At 44.5% G+C, this 21,186-nt stretch carries 18 protein-coding genes and 1 other annotated feature; of the genes, 17 read left to right on the forward strand and 1 reads right to left on the reverse strand.

Annotated features, from left to right (window positions below; genetic code table 11):
• The 9 genes from yhbY (at position 1) to holA (ending at position 9,899) form a co-directional block, all read left to right on the forward strand.
• Positions 1 to 294: a ribosome assembly RNA-binding protein YhbY gene (gene yhbY / locus AAC978_RS02145; protein WP_341546308.1), complete on the forward strand. Its 294-nt coding sequence runs from the start codon at positions 1 to 3 to the stop codon at positions 292 to 294.
• A gap of 35 nt (positions 295 to 329) precedes the next feature.
• On the forward strand, positions 330 to 971 hold the full coding sequence (gene nadD / locus AAC978_RS02150) for a nicotinate-nucleotide adenylyltransferase (protein ID WP_445900269.1): 642 nt from the start codon (positions 330 to 332) through the stop codon (positions 969 to 971).
• A gap of 84 nt (positions 972 to 1,055) precedes the next feature.
• Positions 1,056 to 1,307 (forward strand): RNA recognition motif domain-containing protein, encoded by a 252-nt coding sequence (locus AAC978_RS02155; protein ID WP_341546309.1) that lies wholly within the window; start codon positions 1,056 to 1,058, stop codon positions 1,305 to 1,307.
• Between the two features lie 88 nt (positions 1,308 to 1,395).
• Positions 1,396 to 1,974, forward strand: coding sequence for a bis(5'-nucleosyl)-tetraphosphatase (symmetrical) YqeK (gene yqeK, locus AAC978_RS02160; protein ID WP_341546353.1), 579 nt, complete (start codon positions 1,396 to 1,398; stop codon positions 1,972 to 1,974).
• Complete coding sequence (rsfS, locus tag AAC978_RS02165) at positions 1,961 to 2,308, forward strand: ribosome silencing factor (protein WP_341546310.1); 348 nt, start codon at positions 1,961 to 1,963, stop codon at positions 2,306 to 2,308. Before yqeK ends, rsfS begins: the two co-directional genes overlap by 14 nt.
• Positions 2,309 to 2,413: 105 nt before the next feature.
• Positions 2,414 to 2,610, forward strand: a binding site (T-box leader).
• Positions 2,611 to 2,685: 75 nt separating this feature from the next.
• Positions 2,686 to 5,187 (forward strand): leucine--tRNA ligase, encoded by a 2,502-nt coding sequence (gene leuS / locus AAC978_RS02170; protein WP_341546311.1) that lies wholly within the window; start codon positions 2,686 to 2,688, stop codon positions 5,185 to 5,187.
• A gap of 350 nt (positions 5,188 to 5,537) precedes the next feature.
• Positions 5,538 to 6,140, forward strand: coding sequence for a helix-hairpin-helix domain-containing protein (locus AAC978_RS02175; RefSeq protein WP_445900273.1), 603 nt, complete (start codon positions 5,538 to 5,540; stop codon positions 6,138 to 6,140).
• Complete coding sequence (locus AAC978_RS02180) at positions 6,137 to 8,740, forward strand: DNA internalization-related competence protein ComEC/Rec2 (RefSeq protein WP_341546313.1); 2,604 nt, start codon at positions 6,137 to 6,139, stop codon at positions 8,738 to 8,740. Before AAC978_RS02175 ends, AAC978_RS02180 begins: the two co-directional genes overlap by 4 nt.
• Before the next feature lie 160 nt (positions 8,741 to 8,900).
• Positions 8,901 to 9,899: a DNA polymerase III subunit delta gene (gene holA / locus AAC978_RS02185; RefSeq protein WP_341546314.1), complete on the forward strand. Its 999-nt coding sequence runs from the start codon at positions 8,901 to 8,903 to the stop codon at positions 9,897 to 9,899.
• Between the two features lie 109 nt (positions 9,900 to 10,008).
• Here holA and rpsT read toward each other — a convergent pair whose 3' ends face one another.
• On the reverse strand, positions 10,009 to 10,281 hold the full coding sequence (rpsT, locus tag AAC978_RS02190) for a 30S ribosomal protein S20 (protein ID WP_341546315.1): 273 nt from the start codon (positions 10,279 to 10,281) through the stop codon (positions 10,009 to 10,011).
• A 187-nt stretch (positions 10,282 to 10,468) separates the two neighbouring features.
• Between rpsT and AAC978_RS02195 the strand changes: the two genes are divergently transcribed.
• From AAC978_RS02195 to lepA, 8 genes are all read left to right on the forward strand, one after another.
• A complete protein-coding gene (locus AAC978_RS02195; protein ID WP_341546316.1) occupies positions 10,469 to 10,801 on the forward strand; it encodes a phage holin family protein in 333 nt (110 codons plus the stop codon).
• Between the two features lie 118 nt (positions 10,802 to 10,919).
• Positions 10,920 to 12,032 (forward strand): stage II sporulation protein P, encoded by a 1,113-nt coding sequence (spoIIP, locus tag AAC978_RS02200; protein WP_341546317.1) that lies wholly within the window; start codon positions 10,920 to 10,922, stop codon positions 12,030 to 12,032.
• Positions 12,033 to 12,124: 92 nt separating this feature from the next.
• Positions 12,125 to 13,690, forward strand: coding sequence for a murein biosynthesis integral membrane protein MurJ (murJ, locus tag AAC978_RS02205; protein ID WP_341546318.1), 1,566 nt, complete (start codon positions 12,125 to 12,127; stop codon positions 13,688 to 13,690).
• Positions 13,691 to 13,699: 9 nt separating this feature from the next.
• Complete coding sequence (gene dcuS, locus AAC978_RS02210; RefSeq protein WP_341546319.1) at positions 13,700 to 15,301, forward strand: DcuS/MalK family sensor histidine kinase; 1,602 nt, start codon at positions 13,700 to 13,702, stop codon at positions 15,299 to 15,301.
• Positions 15,298 to 16,026 (forward strand): response regulator, encoded by a 729-nt coding sequence (locus AAC978_RS02215; RefSeq protein ID WP_341546320.1) that lies wholly within the window; start codon positions 15,298 to 15,300, stop codon positions 16,024 to 16,026. The genes dcuS and AAC978_RS02215 overlap by 4 nt, the downstream gene beginning before the upstream one ends.
• A gap of 217 nt (positions 16,027 to 16,243) precedes the next feature.
• Positions 16,244 to 18,040: a flavocytochrome c gene (locus AAC978_RS02220; RefSeq protein ID WP_341546321.1), complete on the forward strand. Its 1,797-nt coding sequence runs from the start codon at positions 16,244 to 16,246 to the stop codon at positions 18,038 to 18,040.
• A gap of 118 nt (positions 18,041 to 18,158) precedes the next feature.
• On the forward strand, positions 18,159 to 19,208 hold the full coding sequence (locus AAC978_RS02225) for a phosphodiester glycosidase family protein (protein WP_341546322.1): 1,050 nt from the start codon (positions 18,159 to 18,161) through the stop codon (positions 19,206 to 19,208).
• Positions 19,209 to 19,355: 147 nt separating this feature from the next.
• Entirely contained in the window at positions 19,356 to 21,161 is a 1,806-nt protein-coding gene (gene lepA / locus AAC978_RS02230) for a translation elongation factor 4 (protein ID WP_341546323.1), read from the forward strand.
• Positions 21,162 to 21,186 lie beyond the last annotated feature (25 nt).

A 21,186-nucleotide genomic window follows, 5' to 3' on the forward strand; every position in this document is an offset into this window, starting at 1 on the left:
GTGTTAACCGGAAAGCAAAAGCGCTTCCTACGTGCCATGGGCAATGAAATGGACCCCATCTTACAGGTAGGTAAAGGTGGAGTGACAGATTCTGTCGTTGTTCAGGCAGAAGAGACTTTGGCAGCGAGGGAATTAATGAAGGGCAGGATCCTTCCGAATAGTGCAGAAGATGTTCAGGGAGCGGCCGAGCAATTAGCTGAACGCACATCATCTGAGCTTGTTCAAGTGATCGGTAGAAATTTTCTGCTTTATCGCGAATCAAAAAAGAACCCCATCATTATGTTGCCGAGATAAATCAAGCTCGAGTTAAAGAAGATGGAGCATGAATCATGGATCCAATGAGTGATAAATTTGACATCGGAATAACCCGCAGATTAGGGATTATGGGGGGCACATTTGACCCTCTGCATTATGGGCATCTGGTGGCGGCGGAGATGGCTCGTCATGAGTTTCACCTGGAGAAAGTGATTTTTATTCCTACGGGTAAAGCGCCACACAAGATTGGTCGGCGCATAACTGCGCCTAAGGATCGTTATGAGATGGTGAAGCGAGCGATTGCTGACAACGCCTTTTTTGAAGTTTCAGATCTAGAAATTGAGCGAGAAGGATATTCCTATACAGTGGATACCTTACGTCAATTGCATAAAATCTATCCGGAGCATGAGCTTTATTTTATTACGGGAGTCGATGCGTTTCGGGAGATTTTTACTTGGCGAGATGTCCAGTCTGTTCTCTCCTTAAGCCACTTCATCGGGGCCTCCCGGCCAGGCTTTGCTCCAGATGAGTTTCTGATAGAATTTGAAAAAAAGTATCCGGAATTCATTCCTCACATACACCTTTTCGATGTACCGGCCCTCGCCATATCTTCAACGGATATCCGATCCCGGGTAAAAGAGGGGAAAACTATTCGTTATTTACTTCCGGAGCCGGTTCGCCTCTATGTTGAAGAGGCAGGGTTGTATGTGATATAGTTTAATTACACGATTAAATAAGTATAGTTCTGATGCTTTTGCTTATACTAAAATCGAATCCAAAAAGCAAGAGGTGACAACAAAATGGCAACCCTATACGTCGGAAATTTACCTTGGAACACAACCTCCGAAGATCTCAGTTCTTTCTTTGGCCAGTATGGTCAAGTCATCAGCAGTCGTATCATTACCGATCGTGAAACTGGCCGTTCAAGAGGCTTTGGTTTTGTCGAGGTTGAAGATGACGATGCATCACGCATGGCTGAAGATCTTAATGGGAAGGATTTCGGGGGCCGTCCTTTAACAGTGAACGAGGCTCGACCAAAGCAACAGATGTAGAAAACATAATCCTACGGAGACCCTCTTACCGATGGGTAAGAAGGGTCTTCTCGGCGTATCTGAATCTAATAAAAGGAGTTTAAGTGTCTTGGATATTCAGCAAGCAAATGAGCTCGCTCAACGTTCTATGTCGACGAAACGCTTTAGCCATACTTTGCGAGTCGTACAGTGGGCAAAGGAACTAGCCGCCAAGCATCATGTGGACGAAGATAAGGCTCAGATTGCTGCTTATCTACATGATATAAAAAAGGAAATTAGCTTACAGGAGCAAATTGAGTTAGCTAGAGAATGGCACTTAAGTCAATATACTGCAGCTGAAGATAATCCACATGTTCTACATGGTCCTCTAGCAGCATACTGGTTAGAACATGAATTGGGTTATAAGGATACGGAAGTCCTTGCTGCCATAGCAAATCATACATTGGGGGCTCCGGGTATGGGGAAATTAGAGATGCTGATTTATAGTGCAGATTTAACAGAACCTTACCGAACATTTCCGAATGTGGACAAACTCCGTCAATCCTTGTATGATAATCTTGAGAACGGTACACTATTATGTGTTGAACATACTTTGAATTATTTGCTAAAGAGTAAGCGTGCCATTCATCCGCAGACGCGGCTTACCTATGAAGATTTAAAAAGGAGGCAAAAATTTGCTGACAGATGATCAATTGCAAGGGACTATAACTCTAGTTGAAGAGAAGAAGGGTCGGGATGCCATACTCCTAGATCTTAAGGGGATTTCGATGGTCACAGACTACTTCTTGATTGTCACCGGAAACTCCACAACTCAAGTCAAAGCGATTACGGATAATTTAACTGATAAACTTCCAGAATTAGGGGTGACTGTCTTAAGAGTCGAGGGTCTTCAAGAAGCCAAATGGGTTCTTGTGGATTGCGGGGATCTGGTGATTCATATTATGACTCCGGATCAGCGAGAGTTTTATAATCTTGAGCGGCTTTGGGGAGACGCCAAGACAGTCAGCTTTACGACGACCTAAGCAACTCGATTTGAGCAGATGATTTAGAAAACTTGACATTTTTGTTAATTATGGATAGTATAAAATATATTTTATTTTGCTATATTTTTAGTTAGAAAAAGAGCATTAAAGGCAATGAAGGGGAGCAATCCCATATACCTCATTATAGAGAGGCAACGTTTGGTGAAAGTTGCTAGAGGATATGATGAACACTCGCCCCGGAGCTGTACCCAGGTAACAATGGGTACCGGTGCGAGCCGTTAAGATCGACAAAGTGCTATTGAAATTGGGTGGTACCGCGGGATTATGCTCTCGTCCCTTTAGGGGACGGGAGTTTTTTGCTATTTAACTTATTTTGAAGCTATTAGGCAAGCTCGGATTTAAGGGGGAAATATTTTATGCAAGAGAAATATCTGTTTTCGGAGATTGAATCCAAATGGCAGAAGCAATGGGTAGATAGAAAAGATTACAAGGCTGATGATCATTCTGATAAGCCGAAATACTATGCTTTAGCTATGTTCCCATACCCTTCAGGTAATCTTCATATGGGACATGTCCGTAACTATTCTATCGTAGATGTCATTGCCCGGTATAAGCGCATGATGGGCTTTAATGTCCTGCATCCCATCGGTTGGGACTCTTTTGGTTTGCCTGCTGAAAATGCTGCCATCAAGAATCAAACACCGCCGGCCGAATGGACTTGGAAGAATATTGCCAATATGAAGCGGCAGCTTCAGGAGATGGGAATTTCCTATGACTGGGACCGGGAGGTCGCCACTTGCCATCCGGATTATTACAAGTTCACCCAGTGGATGTTTTTGGAGTTTTATAAGCATGGCCTAGTGTATAAGAAAAAAGCTGCCGTAAATTGGTGTCCTTCATGTGCCACTGTGCTTGCTAACGAGCAAGTGGTAGATGGGGCTTGCGAACGCTGTGATACAGAGGTAACTAAAAAAGATTTGGAGCAATGGTTCTTTAAAATTACGGATTATGCTCAAGTATTGCTGGATGATCTGGAAAAGCTTAAGGGCTGGCCTGAGAAGGTCAAAACCATGCAGAAAAACTGGATTGGTCGCTCTGAGGGAACAGAGGTAGAATTTTCGGTTGAAAATCGTGAGGATAAGATCAGGGTTTATACTACACGAGTAGATACAATTTTTGGGGTAAGCTATGTGGTCTTAGCCCCAGAGCATCCTTTAGTTCAAGAACTGATTGCGGGCACTGAATATGAGCAAGAGGTCCAAAGCTTTATCAGCCGCATGAAAGGACTTAATGAGATTGCTCGGACTTCCACGGAAACTGAGAAAGAAGGCTTATTTACCGGTGCCTATTGCTTGAACCCGTATAACGGCAAGAAGGTGCCCATCTGGATTGCCAATTATGTCCTGTTTGACTACGGGACAGGTGCTGTTATGGGTGTTCCTGCTCATGATGAGCGGGACTTTGAGTTTGCAGCAAAATATAACCTCCCCATTAAAACCGTTATTCTTCCCGAAGGTACTCCTGCAGTGGAGAAAGATGCTCCACTTCAAGCGGCTTTTACGGGCGAAGGAATCATGGTAAATTCGGGAGAATATGATGGACTAAAGAACATGGACGCTTGGGATAAAATGTCCGCTCAAGCTGAACGGGATGGCTTTGGGGAGAGGAAGGTGAACTTCCGCCTCCGTGACTGGCTCATTTCCCGCCAGCGCTATTGGGGTGCACCTATTCCGATGGTGTACTGCGACCATTGCGGAATCGTCCCCGTCCCTCAGGACCAGCTACCAGTGATACTCCCTGATGATGTGGTCTTTAAAGCTGGGGAAAATCCGTTGACCTCTTCCGAAAGCTTCAAGCAAACTACTTGTCCTACCTGTGGTGGTAAGGCTTTTCGTGAGACCGACACGATGGATACCTTTATGTGCTCATCTTGGTACTTCCTCCGCTATACGGATCCGCAGAATAATAAGCTGCCTTTCTCCAAGGAAGCTGCAGATCAATGGATGAATGTGGATCAATACGTCGGTGGAGTAGAGCATGCTATTCTTCATTTGCTTTATTCGCGTTTCTTTACTAAAGCATTGCGAGATTTTGGCTATCTCAAGGTCGATGAGCCCTTTGAAAATCTCTTGACCCAAGGCATGGTCTGCTTGGGTGGGGCGAAGATGTCCAAATCCAAGGGTAATGTGGTAAGTCCTGAGGAAATCATCTCCAAGTATGGGGCAGACACTGCTCGTCTTTTCATTCTTTTCGCAGCTCCACCCGAGCGAGATCTGGAGTGGAGTGATCAAGGGGTGGAAGGTTGTTATCGTTTCCTAAATCGGGTGTGGCGCCTTGCAGCTCAATATGAGGATGTTCTGAAAGGGCAACCTTCAAATGAGACTGCACATCTACAGAATCGCAATTTTGGTGAGTTGGATAAAGCTGCTAAGGATATGCGTCGTCAAACCCACCAAACTATTCAAAGGGTGACCTCGGATATTGGAGTGCGCTTTAACTTCAACACTGCCGTCAGCTCGATTATGGAGCTGGTCAATGCTCTTTATCTTTATAAAGAACAGTCTAATGTGAACGTAGCGGCAGCTGGCGAAGCTATGGAAAGCATTCTCCTGCTCCTGTCTCCTTTTGCCCCGCATATGTCGGAAGAGATTTGGAGTGAATTGGGTCACGAAGAAAGTATTCATAGTCGGGAGTGGCCGAAGGTGGATGAAAGTGCTCTTGTTCAAGATGAAGTCACAGTAGTACTCCAGGTGAACGGTAAGCTGCGGGAACGCATCCAAGTGCCGGCTCAAATCTCTGCCGAAGAATTAGAAGCATTGGTGCGGTCACTGCCTAAGCTAGTCGAGTGGATTCAAGGGAAAGAGATTCAAAAGGTGATTACGGTGCCGGGTAAGCTGGTTAATGTGGTTGTGAAGTAGGTTTTTCCTGAAGAACGGTTACCGCTTGCTTTGAAGTCGTTCCTATTTAATATTTCTTTGATTTAAAAATTTATGGTTTCATATTGGACATGTCGTTTCGCTCTGGAACGGCATGTCTTTTCTATTTACCTGCCCTTGAGTGCCTAAGAAGATAACAGATGAACAAAAAATTACCTACAAATCAATATTAGGCGAATTCGACAAACCTTGCTGTAATTCGAGAGAGGAATTTGCGGAAAATATGGAGAAAAACCCCATATTACTATCGAGATATGATTAATCTCAAGGAATAGGGGGTGATTCTGTTGGAGCGGAAAACTCGCTATGTTTGGTGGGGAGTCTTAGGGCTTATGATTGTGTTAGCCCTTGGGAAATTTATCCTGCCTCACAACTCTAAGGTTTTGGTCGAAAGCGCTGGTGAAAGTCGAGAGATCATCGTCTATGTATCTGGTGCTGTGGAGAAGCCTGGGCTTGTTCACTTGCCGGTGAATGCTCGTTTGGATGATGCTTTAAAACAAGTTAACCCTTTGCCTGAAGCAAATATTGATCAGATCAATCCTGCGGAGAAGCTCAAAGATGGTCAGAAGATCATTGTTCCTTATCGGCCAGTACCGCAAACTGTTGCACTACAAGTTCCTCAGGGTCAGGGTCAACCTATTAACCAAAATGCTAACACCTCAGCGGGCTCTGCGACGTATCCGGGGGGACAGTCGGGAATAGTACCTAATACTCAGTACCCCGCCCAGACCGCTTCTAATCTTATCAATATCAACACTGCAGATAGTGCAGAATTAGATAAACTACCAGGCATCGGGCCTGCGCTTGCTGAACGGATCATTCAGTATCGAATAGAACATGGTCTTTTCCTTCAACCGGAGGATCTAAAGAAGGTTTCGGGGATTGGTGACAAGACCTATGAGAAGATGGCTGATATGGTTTCGGTGGGACCATGAGAGACGCTTGGGTTAGACGCTTGTGCGCATTATTAATAGGCGGACTTATCGGAGTTTACACCCCAGAGACAATGTGGTGGATTGTTCTGGGGCTTTTTCTATTGGTGCTTATTCGTATAGTCCTTTGGAAGCCTCAAGATTTTTTTGGACCCTCTTTAAGGCCTGAAATCTTCATCCTGTGTGCCAGTATTCTTGTGGGATTTGTCTTTGGACAGACTGGAAAACATGACTTAGCACCACCATTGACCATCAGTCAAGCTCATTTGGTGGGAGAGTTGAGAGATTGGTCCATTAACGATGATGGGGCAGTAGGGGTATTTAAGATTCTGGAGCCTGTCCCTATCCAAGCCTCGTTTTCTCAAGAGGGCACGCTGGAGAACCCAAGGGCCACAGACTTTCTTGAGAAAAAATATCGTCTACGGGTTTATTTTGATTCAGAGGGAAACCTTCCTGAAGGGTGGGAAGGTGTACGCCCGGGAGATAAAGTCGTATTTACGGGGAAGATTGATCAACCGAAATCGCCTGGGACACCGGGTCAATTTGATTACCCCTTATATTATGCAGTTCGCGGCCTTTCTGGAGGTATTACTGTTCAGGGTGAGGTGGAGTTATTAACCCCAGGAGAAGCGCCTATGAGCTGGCTGGTTCGTGATCGGGTCAGGGAACGTTTAGCCCCCTTTCCTTTGGCACAGACTAGTCTATTAGAAGGAATACTGTTTGGGGATACAAGCGGGATATCAGAGGAAGCGTTGGAGAGTTACCGGATTACCGGAGTCTATCATGTCTTTTCCGCTTCCGGTTCTAATGTTGCCTTCTTGCTATTTCTTTGTTGGAGCATACTATTCCTCATACCTCGTTTTCCTCGAGTGGGAGTAACCATCATTGTATTGATTTTTTACTCTACCCTCTGTGGGGGAAATCCACCGATTCTACGGGCGACGATTATGGCTGTTTTTGCTTTGTTGGGTAGATTGGGTAAGGGAAGAGGAAATAGCCTGCGCGGTCTTTTGTTGGCTGCCTTATTATTATTTGTTTGGCGTCCCTTGATTCTTAAAGATATAGGCTTTCAACTATCCTTTATGGCAACCTGGGGGATTATTGTCTTAAGCCCTGTCATAATGATGTTTAAAGGGATTAGAAGTTGGCCAAGATTTATTAAAAGTGCCTTTGCCATGACCTGTGCTGCCCAAGTCGCCACTCTACCCTTGATGATTAATGCCTTTCATCGTTTGTCTATCATAGGACTTTTAGCGAATTTATTAGTTTTATTTATCCTGGGGGTCATCTTTCAACTGGGAGTGCTCGGAGTTTTTCTTTTGTTTATCCCGCAAGTTGCTCTGCCTTTGTTTCAGGTGAGCCTTTGGCTGTTGTATGGAGTAAGTGAATTCCTTAGTCTCTTAGCTAGGCTTCAGTGGGCTGATGTGTGGGTAGTCAATCCCGGAGCCCTATTTTGGCTATGCTGGTATGGCTGGATTCTGGTTCTTTTAGTCGGTAAAGCCAAACTAGGCTTTATGTTGAGGGTGTGGGTCAGAAATCTAGGGAGGAGGATTGTCTCCATAGCTGGGAGAGCACCTGCCCCCGTCAAGCGGATTGGGGTGATGGTACGGGGGGAGTTAGGTAGATTAAATATAGCTGAGGAGAATGATGGTAAATTTGCGTTCACAGGGCAAAAGTTCGGGATAACAAAACAAAGAGCATTCGCTTTTTTGCTTTTGGTACTCTTTCTGTGGAGTCCTTGGAATACTCCTAATGTCCTTCAAGTCACCTTTATTGATGTAGGGCAAGGCGATTGTATACTCATTGAGACATCGCAAGGTACACAGGTTATGGTAGATGCTGGGCCAAGGACCGATCGCTTCGATGCTGGGGAGAAAATTATTATACCTTATCTTCTCCAGCAGGGAATCAAAAGCTTAGACGCTTTAATTCTCACACACCCTCATAGTGATCATGTGGGAGGGGCCGGGGCAGTCTTGGAGACGATTCCGGTGGGTTGGGTTGGGATTCCTGAGGATGGGAGAGACTGGTTAAGTCTCGATTCTGTTGGGGGTGGTGGTTCAGGGAAAAGCCAGTGGGATGGCTGGGGAGAAGGGGGGCTGGATTGGAATCTGGTCAGAATATTGGAAACGATGACGATTGAAAGATTAACTCGTGGAGATGCATTGGTTTTGGATTCGGATAGTACGCTTAAAGTGCTAGCTCCTGGAAGGATCCTGTCAGGCACAGAGTCTGATGAGAACAATAACTCATTGGTCTTACGTTTGGAAAATGAAGCAGGCCAAAGTGTGCTGCTCACCGGAGACATGGAAGAGGAATCGATGGAAGAACTTTATCGATCAGGACAGGTGTATGACGCAGATTTGTTTAAAGTCCCTCACCATGGCAGTCGCTATTCGATGATGACGGACCTGCTTGACAAGATTACACCTCAAGCTGTTATCATTCCAGTGGGAAGGAACTCCTTCGGACACCCCAGTCCAGAGGTCCTCGGTTATTGGGAGGAACGCCACGTTCCGATCTTTCGGACGGATGAGCATGGCACCATCCAAGTGAAATTAGATGGGAGATCGATGGAATTAGTAACTGGAAGAGAAAAGTAAAAAAATATTCGTCTTCTAGGTATAAAACTTTTATTCATGGTAAGAATAGGAAGGAACATCTCTTTTCTCCTCCTCTTTCTTTTGCCCCTTCATTTTGGAGGGGTCTTTTCTTTGCTTTCTTATCCGACCTTGGTTAAAATAAGAGGATAGGAGGGGTGCTATGTTGGAATTGGACCAAGTAAGGCAAGCAATCGCAAATAATCAAGTTCCTCCCGTCAATCTTTGGTTTGGCGAGGAGCGTTTTTTTACTCAAGAAGCTCTGCATCTCTTAAAAAGCAGTTATCTTGCCCAAGACCCTTCGGGCAGTAGTATAGAAATTTTGTCCGGAAAAGGTAGCAATCCGGAGCAGATTGTGGAGATAGCCAACACAGTATCCTTCTTTGGGGGTAAACTGATTATTGTCGAAGATATTCCGTATTTTCAAGACGGACAAGGAGATACCCTTGAGCCTTTCTTTGGCTATTTTGAAAACCCTAACCCCGAGGTCTGTCTTGTCTTTTTGGCGCAAAGCGTGAATCGGGGACGTAAGTTCTATAAAGCGATTGAGAAAGCCGGCGCAGTACTGGAATTCGGAAGTCCGAAACGTGTGCAGGACTGGGTAGCTTGGCTGGACCGGGAATTAGCGTCTCGGAATAAAACCATGAAGCCTCAAGTTAAATCGCTCTTTCTTGAGTGGGGTGGGCATCAGGTCGGAATTTTAAGCCAGGAGTTGGACAAGCTCGCCCTCTATGTCCAAGGTCGAGAGATTCGAGCTGAAGATGTGCAAGGCCTTGTTCCCCAAGCGGTGGAGGCTACCGTATTTGAACTCTTGGATGCTGTGGCTGCTCGTTCGACCAAAGTAGCTGTGCAAAAGCTTCAGCAGGTTCTACGTCAGGAGCATCCCTTAAAAGTTCTGACCATGCTATCGAGGCAGGTGCGTTTACTGCTTGGTGCAAGAGCCATGCGTAAACAAGGTAGAGGTGTTGAGGAAGCCCCGCGGCTTTTGGGTATCAAGCCTTTCGAAGCCCAAAAGATCTGGCAGAAATCTAATCAATTGACATGGGAACAATTAGCATGGGCCTTGCAAGAGTGCTTGGAGACGGATGTAGCTATCAAGACGGGTAGAGGAGATCCGGAATTTTTGTTGGAACTAATGATTACAAAGTTCTGCGAAAGATAATCTTAGTCAAGTTTCATGGTTTCTATGCATACAAAAAAAGCAGCATTTGAACTGATGTTCAGATGCTGCTCTTTCTCTATGTCGTTTCTTTATGTGAGTAGAACAGGGCTTAGCCCACTTGAGCGAAATGCTTCGCATAACGCTTGGTTAAGCGAGATTTCTTACGGGAAGCCGTGTTTTGATGCACTAAACCTTTGGAAGAAGCTTTATCCAAAGCGCGGGTAGCTTTATTCAACGCGATTTTAGCGGTCTCGGCGTCCGTACTTAAAGATTCTTCAAAACGACGAATCGTTGTGCGTAAAGTTGATTTTGCAGCCGCATTTTTAATAGTGCGGGCTTTAGCCACCTCAACTCGTTTGATTGCGGACTTAATATTCGGCACTTTTGGTCACCCCCTTTGGATCGAATCTTCCTAACATAATACGCAAAGACTATTTTAACATTGAATCCTAAAATTTACAAGAAATTATTCAGATTAAATCGGATAAATAATATTTGGATAAGTTGTTCAAACTATAGTATGTATCTAGGCACCTTTGCCTACACCAATTTTGAATGGAGGAAACCAAATGTTAGGAATGATTGTACGATTTCTTGTTTCAGCTGTAGTTCTTCTGTTAGTCAGCTACTTAGTACCCGGTCTTAAAGTAGCTGGATTTACAGGGGCACTCATCGCGGCAGTTGTTATTGCTGTTTTGGGATACGTAGTAGAATTAGCTTTCGGTCGCGAAAAGATTACTAGGATGAGTCGGGGTATCGTCGGATTTTTAGTGTCTGCTGTAGTTATTTATGTAAGTCAATTTATCGTGCCCGGTTCCATTACAGTCACGATCTGGGGTGCTTTATTAGCTTCTTTGGTCATCGGCATTGTCGATTCTTTTGTACCAACTGAATTGCGCTAATTGATAAGCAAGAAAATGCACTACTTAAATTAGGTGTAGCAGACTAAAAAACATATGGTTCTAAGAGGAACTTGTCCCTCATATTTCTTAGTAAAAGAAGGAAAGGGGGACAAGTTTTTTGTTGAAGGAAGAAATGTTCTCTGCAAAGAAGTTGCGATGGAGTTTTTGGCCCTCCTCCCGCTGGGCTCGCGGTTTCCTGTTTATATTACTGATACTACTTTTTCTAAGCTTATTTTTCTATGCTATGCAAAAAGGAACCTCTCGGCAATTAATACGTGTCATGGCTCAGCAGAGTTTTCCTTTTGAAGCAATTGTTTTGGAGGGGATCCCCGGCTATTCGTTGCCGGAACGAGAGCATCTTAATCAGGTCAGAGCTCAGGGCGTTTCTTTGGGGACCTTTTTATTGACCGGAGTCAATATCGCTGATGCTCGTACTTATTTCTTTAGCTATTATACACCTCCACCGGATGGCCCGGCCTGGATCGGTTGGGCTTATAATTCGGGAGACCCGGAGTATGAGGGAGAAATCCCTGAGCTAGAGGAGATTCCGCTTAACCCTGGTCAGGTAGGGGAGGGTGTTGAGAAACCAGCTGTACCTCTCGATGATGAAGTGTTAGTCGGGATTTACCATACGCATAATGCGGAGAGTTATGCAGGAGATGGGGGCGGGGAACGAGACGAAGATGGCAATGGGGAGATTATGGCTGTAGGCGAGAAGTTAAAAAAAGGTCTGGAAAGCAATGGCGTTCGGGCGATACAAGCTCTAGATGCACATGAACTTGATGATTTTAATAAAGCCTACAGTAAATCTGTGAATACAGCCACGGCGTTGGTTCGAAACTATCCATCCATAAAACTTCTTTTAGATGTTCATAGAGATGGGCTGCTGGGGGTTAATAAATCCACGGTCATGATCGAGGGGAAAGAAGTGGGACGTGTGATGATTGTGATCGGACAGAAAAATCCTCATTGGGAGAAGAACGAAGCATTGGCTAAAGAGCTCATTGCTTTCGCGGAATCCCGTTACCCTGGTCTATTTATTCCAAAAATAACCTATGCCTCGGATGCTCGTTACAATCAGCATCTCTTAGATGGAGCGATTCTTTTAGAAATTGGCAGCCAGCTCAATACCTTCGATGAAGCGAAAGGGACAGCGGAAGTATTGGGTGATCTTTTAGCGGAGTGGCTTGAACGAGACTTAGTTCAGAGTGGGAATCCTTCTGAACGTTAGTCCGGGTTTGGCTTTCCCCTTCTATAGAAAAGTGGTATAATTCGATATTAGAGAATTTTCACACCAGGACGAACTATAGAAGGGGCGAAGCTATGTCAGGTACGCGGACTGTAGCCATGGCGGCTGGACTCTTAATGTTAACTCAACTCGCGTCAAGAGTTCTAGGTTTTTTAAGAGAATCTTTGATGGCAAATTTTTATGGTAAAACGGGAGTGACTGATGCGTATCAAACAGCATTTATCCTTCCGGATTTAATATACTGGCTTTTAGTGGGCGGAGTATTAAGCTCTGCCTTTATTCCTGTATTCTCTCAATATATTCACAAGGGTAATGAAGAGGAGGGGTGGCGGGTAGCCAGCTCCTTTATCAATTTGATTCTATTGCTCCTAAGCGTTTTGGTGATCTTAGCACTGATTTTTACACCCCAATTTGTAAAGCTGCAGGTTCCGGGCTTTTCAATAGAAAACCAAGCCTTAACAATTCAATTGACGAGGATCATTCTCATTCAACCGCTGCTTTTGGCACTGAGCGGGATCACTATGGGCATATTAAATTCCTATAAGATATTTTGGCCGAGCGCTTTAGGTACAGTGCTTTATAACGCCAGTGTGATTATCTTTGGAGTCTTGCTTGCCCGTCCCGATGAACCGGAGACTATTTCCGGGTTTGCGATCGGAGTTGTGGTGGGGGCTTTGCTGAATTTTCTCGTGCAGATTCCGGCTCTAAGACGCCAAGGCCTTCGTTACTATCCTATTATCGATTGGCGGCATCCCGGAGTTCGAAAGATTGCTGTATTAGCGATACCCATTATTCTCAGCTACTCCTTGAACCAAATCCAAGTCGTGGTGAACTCTAACCTAGGTTCTCACCTCATTGAAGGTAGCTTGACGGCAATTTGGTATTCATACCGTTTATTCCAACTGCCCGTGGGTATCTTTGCGCTAGCTATCGCTGTGGCGGTGTTTCCGACCTTGAACGAGCATGCAACACTGAAGAAGTGGAAGGAATTCGTCCACACTTCGTCAAGAGCAGTCCGGATGGTTATCTTTATTACTCTGCCCATATCGGTAGGCATGATCGCTTTGCGCTATCCTTTGATTCGCGTCTTATTTGAGCATGGAGCCTTTACCTCTGAGGATACCTTGGCTACCGCGATTCCTCTTTTTTACTTTGCCGTGGGGATCTCAGCTCAATCCGTCATCCAGATTCTGCCGCGCATGTTTTATGCCCTTCATGATACCTGGACTCCTGTTATTATCGGTATTATTTCGATGCTAGCTAATGTAGGCTTTATGTTCCTTTTAGTTAAACCCTTGCAAACGGGTGGTTTAGCTTTTGCGACTTCCTTAGCCGCTGTACTCAATATGATTTTACTCTTGCATCTCCTGCGCAAACGCTTAAAGAGGATTGATGGCCGGAGAATGCTGATAACCTCTCTGAAGACTTTAGTGGCTTCGGTTGTAATGGGAATTGGTGTTTGGCTTGGGGGACAGTGGCTCACTTCTCTTGTGGGAGTGGGGAAACTCGCCTCGACCTTTGTCTTAATTGCTGGAACCTTCTCGGGTGCATTAATTTTTGCCGCTATAACAAAGATTATGGGTATGGAAGAGTTTGAACAGACCCTAGGGCTTGTTCAGCAACGTCTTAAGAGAGGGTAAATCTGTATTATGAAAAAGCGAAGGGTCTATCTCAGCCTTGAAAAGACAATCCTCATTTTGATTAGCATGGTAGTGGCGATGTCGCTCTTGGTTACTAATCTCCTGGTTAGCAATGAAGTAGCAGTAGTCACAGAGCAGAGTATTGCCAGCCGAGCTGTGAGTATCTCCCGGATTGTGGCCCATACACCCATCGTTATTGAAGGTCTTAATGGACAGCGTGATAAAAGTGAAATACAAGCTTTTACCAGTGAATTGATTGACTTAACTAAAGTTAATTTTATTGTGGTTATGGACATGGAAGGCCGCAGAGTATCTCATCCCAACATTGATGAACTGGGGAAACCTTTTATAGGAGGAGATGAGGGACCTGTATTGCAAGGGAAGGAACATATCTCTACTGCCGAGGGAACCTTAGGTATGTCTATGCGGGCCTTTACTCCTGTTTTTAATGAAGAAGAGAAACAGGTGGGTGCGGTCGCTGTAGGTATTCTGACGAATACTGTTGAAAAAGCGGTTAACGAAAGCCAATCGAGGACGTACTTTGGCATAGGCGTTGGATTTGTTGTGGGGATCATTGGGGCAATCTTCCTAGCTAAGCGGATCAAGAAAATTTTGTTTGGCCTTGAACCTTTTGAAATAGCCCGCATTCTTCAGGAGCGGAGTGCAATGCTCGAATCCGTGAGAGAAGGGGTTGTGGCTATTGACTCTCAGGGGAAGGTTACACTAGCGAATGCAGAGGCTATCCGCTTAATGAGCTTAGCAGGAATTGGTGATGTTCATAAACAAAACCTTGACATGATGCCCTATGCAGTGTTTAAACGTGTTCTCGATAAGGGTGAGTCGGTGCTGGACATAGAGTATGATTTTCAGGGAGTTACGCTACTTTTTAATACAGTACCCTTAAAAGTAAATGATCAAGTTGTGGGCGCAGTTTCAACCTTTCGGGATAAAACAGAAATTAAGCAGTTGGGAGAAGAACTATCGGGAGTAAAAGTTTATGCGGAAGCCTTAAGGGCACAAACTCATGAATTTATGAATAAAATCCATGTGATGTTAGGATTGCTTCATATGAAGAATTATGACCAGCTAGAGCCTTATGTTAGCCAGATTGCCCATCAATATCAGACCGGAGACGGCTCCATCGTCCGGAATATTCGAGATCCCATCCTTGCTGGATTTATCCAAGCTAAGATGAGTTATGCTCGAGAAAATGGTTGTGAACTAGTGTTAGGTGCGGACAGTTATTGTCCTAGATCCAAGGATTCGTCTGTGGTCCATGATTTAGTGACGATTATAGGAAACCTCATAAACAATGCTTTTGAAGCAGTTAAGGATTGGGACAATAAACGCGTGGAGCTCAGCATCGTCTACGGTGAGAGGGAAGTGTTCATTGAGGTTAGCGATCAAGGCCCGGGAATTGCTGCAGCAGTGCTGGAAAGTATGTTTATCAAGGGTTACTCGACCAAATCTAATGGCCGCGGGTTCGGGCTGTTTCTAGTTCAGAAGAGTGTGGAACAAAGAAATGGGCAAATCGAGGTGGATTCCCAAGAAAATATAGGGACAACCTTTAGAATCTTCCTGCCCTATGATCCAGAGGAGGAGACGCTATGATTAAAGTGCTAATTATAGAAGATGACCCCATGGTTGCTCAACTCAATAGCTATTATCTCGACCAAGTCGGTGGATTTCGATTGGTTGATACAGCAGGATCGGCAGCGGATGCGTTACAGATATTGAGGGAGAAGAAAGTAGATTTAATTCTCTTGGATATTTTTATGCCCGGAATCAATGGCTTGGAATTCCTCTCCCAACTTCGCAAAAAAGAGATCGAGTCCGATGTCATTATTGTCTCCGCGTCCACCGATAGTCAAAGCATTCGGAAGGCTTTACAATATGGTGCGGTAGATTATCTCATTAAACCATTTACATATGAGAGATTTCGCGATGCTCTCAACGATTACAAAAAACGAGAACTTCTAATGCAAAACAAGGAAAAGCTTAATCAAAAGGATTTAGATAAGCAGATTTTCTATAAAGAAGAGGAAGAGGTTATCGATAAAAAGGCAGAGCTACTGCCTAAGGGGATTAATCGTGATACATTGAAGTTGGTCTGGGATCATATCCTAAAAACTAAGGGTGAATCCTTTACCACAGAGGAAATGGCCCAGAGTGTCGGTATCTCAAGGGTGTCCATGCGTAAATATATTACTTTCTTATGCGACCAAGAGGTCCTGATCACAGAGATCAGTTATGGTGCTGTTGGAAGACCTGTTAATTGCCACCGTTTGAATCAATTAAAGGTAAAGAGCTTTAAAACCTACTTGAAGGACCTTTAGTAAACAATGTCTATAGGAATTTCCAATGCTGTAAATATGAAAGAAAGCGCTGTATATAGCTGCTTTCTTTTTATTTGGGATAGAATTCACTTTCTTTAATTACATAACTATTTTAAAACTTACTTAAGCTGTTCACAGGTTTGTGAAAGAATTATTATTACTGCAGGAGATTGGCTTAAACTAAAGAAAATTTTCAAGAACAAGGAGAGAAAAGGGTATGAAAAAAATTAGCGCATTGATTCTCGCCCTCGTGGTGGCGGTCGCACCCCTCACAGGTTGCGGAACTCAAACTGCAACAAACGAAACACCTGGGACAAGCACCCCTGCTGTACAAGACAAAAGTGCAGATATCGTGGTTATCGGTGCCGGTGGAGCAGGAATGACAGCGGCCATCCAAGCAGTTCAAGATGGTGCTAAAAATGTCGTCATCGTCGAAAAGATGCCGATTACGGGGGGTAACAGTGTTCGTTCCACGGGTGGGTTAAATGCTGCCCCTACGAAGTACCAAGAGAGAGATGGGATCAAAGATTCTGTCGAGCTTTTTGTGGAAGATACCATGAAAGGCGGTAAAAATCTTAATGATGAAGCCCTAGTGAGGACTCTCGTTGAAAACTCCCCAGCTGCTGTAGACTGGGTCAATGACATCGGTGGCGATCTTAGTGTTGTAGGGATGTTTGGTGGAGCCAGCGTAAAACGGATTCACCGCCCATCGGATACCAGTGCGGTAGGACCTATGCTCGTTACTGCCCTAAACAATAAAGTGGAAGAATTAAAGATTCCGGTGCTTCTTAACACCAAGGCCGATGAAATTCTTATAGATGAAAAGGGTGCTGTTACCGGTGTGAAGGTAAGCGGTGAAGAAGGATCTTATACCATCAACACTAAAGCTGTTGTTCTGGCTACCGGTGGTTTCGGTGCTAATGCAGAAATGGTTACGAAATATAAACCAGCCCTTGAAGGTTTTGCAACAACTAACCATAAGGGTGCTACAGGCGATGGAATTCTGATGGCTGAAAAGATTGGTGCCGATTTTGTCGACATGGATCAAATTCAAACCCATCCAACAGTAAACCCTGATGACCAAACCATGTACACAGAAGGGGTCCGCGGGAACGGTGCTATCCTCGTTAACAAGGAAGGAAAGCGCTTTATCAATGAATTAGAAACCCGTGACGTGGTTTCCGAAGCGATCTTAAAACAAACCGATGGTCAAGCCTATCTCTTATTTGATCAAGAAGTACGTGAGAGCTTAAAGGCTATCGAAGCCTATATCAAGGGCGGCATTATTTTTGAAGCAGATACGATTGAAGGGCTTGCCGAACAAATCGGGGTCGATGCTGCTGCTTTGAAAGAAACTATGGGCAAATATGCTGGCTATCAAGCCTCCGGTAATGACCCGGATTTCGGTCGGGATAGCATGGAGTTCCCTCTTACAAAAGCTAAATATTATGCTGGTTTATGTGCTCCTGCTGTTCACCATACTATGGGTGGAGTTAAGATCAATACAGATGCTCAAGTCATCAATAAAGACGGCAGTCCTATTCCAGGACTCTTCGCTGGTGGTGAAATCACCGGAGGAGTTCATGGCGGAAACCGTTTAGGTGGTAATGCCGTTGCTGATATCGTCATCTTCGGACGTATTGCAGGGTCCGGTGCTCATGCTTATGTTATGGAAAACGGCGGTACTACTGAACCAACCATTCAAGCTGTAGCAAAACCGGCTGAAGCAAAACCAGAAGTTGAAGCAAACTATAAAGATGGCACTTATACAGGTGTTGGCCAAGGTAAGGGTGGCGATATCAATGTAGAAGTTGTCGTAAAAGACGGAGAAGTAGTTGAAATCAATCTAAAGGAACATGCTGAGACAGAAGGTATCTTCGAAAATGCTGAAGAAGGTGTGGTCGGGGATATTATCAGAAAACAAGTCACTGAAGTTGATGCTGTCGGTGGTGCTACTATGACCAGTGAAGGTATCAAGGAAGCTGTAGCGCAGGCTTTACAAGCTGCGAAGTAAGCAGCATATAGTTGATAGTAGAATTAACTATGATTTATTGCCAGAAGTAAATGTGCTATAATTGCTACAAACCGCATAGAAAGAAAGAAGGAGCGAGCTATTGCTTCTTCTTTCTTTAATGGAGGTGTTGGTAATTAGTACAGGATTAGGACGGCCAGCTCATCAGGGGAAGAAACGAATCTTCTCCTTTTTATGCAAGCTTGTTTTGGGTTTTACTGTTTTTTGTTTGATGGCTTTCGGGACAGCCTTCGTACTAATTTTTCATGGACCATTCACTGAATTAAAGGAACTCTATGTGACGACAGCCATGACAACCTATACACATCAGTATTTGGCTCATTGGTTTGTAAGCGATGAAGAAATTGCTGCCATCATGGCAAAGAATAAAGTACCGGAGCCTAAGGTAAACACAGATGAAAAAGCAGTGACAGTCCTTAAGCCACTAGAGAAGGAGAAACCTGCTCTAGAATTCATTGAAGTATCAGGGAAAGGTTATATGGGGTATCTGCTGAAAGTTGGTGATCCACGGCGCGTGCAGTTAGTTGCTACAGAGCAACTGGGCAATCGGGGACTGAAGGTCGCGGAATTTGTGGAGGATCACCAAGCTGTAGCAGGAATTAACGCCGGCGGTTTTTCTGACCCTGGAGGGGTGAGTCATGGAGGAACACCGACCGGAATTCTTATGACCGGCGGAAGAATCATCCATAAGGATCCCTTAGAGACTTATAATTTAATTGGTTTGGATAGAAATGATGTCTTAGTACTAGGTCGCTATACTTTGGAGCAGATAGAAACATTGGGAATTCGCGATGCTGTATCCTTTGCACCTTTTCTCATCGTCAATGGAGAGCCGATGATCAAGGTAGGTGATGGAGGCTGGGGGATTGCACCCCGCACGGCGATCGGGCAAACTCGAGATGGTACGATCCTTCTACTTGTCATCGATGGCAGGCAGCTGGGAAGCATTGGTGCCACCTTGAAGGATGTTCAAGATATACTATTAGAGCATGGGGCGGTGAATGGGGCGAATTTGGATGGAGGTTCTTCTTCAACCATGGTTTACCATGGGGAAGTAAAGAACAAGCCCAGCAGTCAGTATGGACCGCGGGAAGTACCTTCCGCCTTTATCGTTCTTCCGGAAAAAAGCTTTAGTGAGCATTTTCGTTAAAGAAAACCCAGATAGGGAGTTTTTTTGCCTCATTTTCTTGCTGAAATTAATCATTGGCAGTATAATAATTGTTTAGAGTGTATCCTCGAAAAAGATAGTTTTTTTCAGGGAATTACACTGGATTTTGCTGAAATGAGGGGTAAAACTGTGGCACAGGCCTCACAACGAATTAGAAACTTTTCTATCATTGCACATATTGACCATGGTAAGTCCACACTTGCCGACCGTTTAATCGAATATACCGGTGCACTAAGCAAGCGGGAAATGGAAGCCCAAGTCTTGGATAATATGGATCTTGAGCGAGAACGAGGTATCACTATTAAATTACAAACTGTTCGCCTGCAATACCCTGCTAAGGATGGACAGGTTTATGAACTGAATCTTATTGACACCCCGGGACACGTGGATTTTACCTATGAGGTATCCCGTAGTTTGGCCGCCTGTGAAGGTGCGCTTTTAATTGTGGATGCTGCCCAGGGCATTGAAGCCCAAACTTTAGCCAATGTCTATTTAGCTTTGGAAAATAATTTAGAGATCATTCCTGTGATCAACAAAATTGATCTACCCAGTGCTGAACCAGAGCGCGTAAAACAGGAGATTGAGGATGTCATTGGACTAGACGCCAGTGAGGCCATCTTAGCTTCTGCCAAGGCGGGAATAGGAATTGAAGAGATTTTAGAGGCGGTTGTAGCCAAGATTCCACCACCACAGGGTGATGACGCAGCACCTTTAAAGGCTTTGATTTTCGATTCATATTTCGATGCTTATAAAGGCGCCATTTCCTACGTCCGAGTTATGGATGGCCGAGTGGCTAAAGGAACTCAAATCAAGATGATGTCCTCTGGTAAAGTTTTCGATGCTACGGAAGTGGGCATGTTAACCCCAGGATTGAGACCCATGGACGAGATCAAAGCAGGCCAGGTTGGCTATATTGCTGCTAGTATTAAAAACGTCAGAGATACTCAAGTTGGAGATACCATCACTGATGCAGAAAACCCCGCCCTCTATCCGCTGTCAGGATATCGTAAGGCAACCCCAATGGTCTTCTGTGGCCTTTATCCGGTGGACTCCAGTGATTATGGCCGATTGAAGGACGCTTTGGAAAAGCTTCATCTGAATGATTCCAGCTTAGTCTTTGAACCGGAAACATCCAGTGCTCTTGGTTTTGGTTATAGGTGCGGCTTCTTGGGGCTTTTGCACATGGATGTCATTCAAGAGCGACTGGAGCGGGAATATGATTTAAACCTAATTACTACTGCTCCCAGCGTGGTTTATAAAGTTAATAAAACCGATGGCGAGATTATAAATATTGATAACCCCTCCAACCTACCGAAGGTAGATGAGATTGAAAGTATTGAAGAACCTATTGTGAAAGCCACTATTATGGTACCTTCAGAATACGTAGGAGCCATTATGGAACTTAACCAAGAAAAAAGGGGTAATTTCCTTAATATGAATTATCTATCCGCTAACAGGGTCAGTTTAATCTACGAACTTCCCTTAAGCGAGATCGTCTATGATTATTTTGATCAACTGAAATCCCGCACTAAAGGATATGCCTCCTTGGATTATGAATTAGCGGGCTATAAAGCGGCTCAATTGGTTAAGTTGGATGTTCTTCTTAATAATGAATTGGTGGATGCTCTTTCCTTTATCGTGCATAAGGAGAAGTCCTATGCTCGCGGTCGTCGCTTAGTCGAAAAGTTACGGGAGATTATCCCTCGTCAGATGTTTGAGGTGCCGATTCAAGCAGTTATCGGCCAAAAGGTTATCGCACGAGAAACAGTAAAAGCCATGCGGAAAGATGTCTTAGCCAAATGTTACGGAGGGGATATCTCACGTAAACGGAAGCTCTTAGAGAAGCAAAAAGAGGGTAAAAAGCGCATGAAGCAAGTAGGGAGTGTAGAGATTCCTCAGGATGCGTTTATGGCTGTGCTGAAGATCGACGATTAAATAGCGTACACAAACCGGAAGCGAA

This window comes from Desulfitobacterium sp. THU1 (assembly GCF_038181555.1).
GTDB lineage: Bacteria > Bacillota > Desulfitobacteriia > Desulfitobacteriales > Desulfitobacteriaceae > Desulfitobacterium.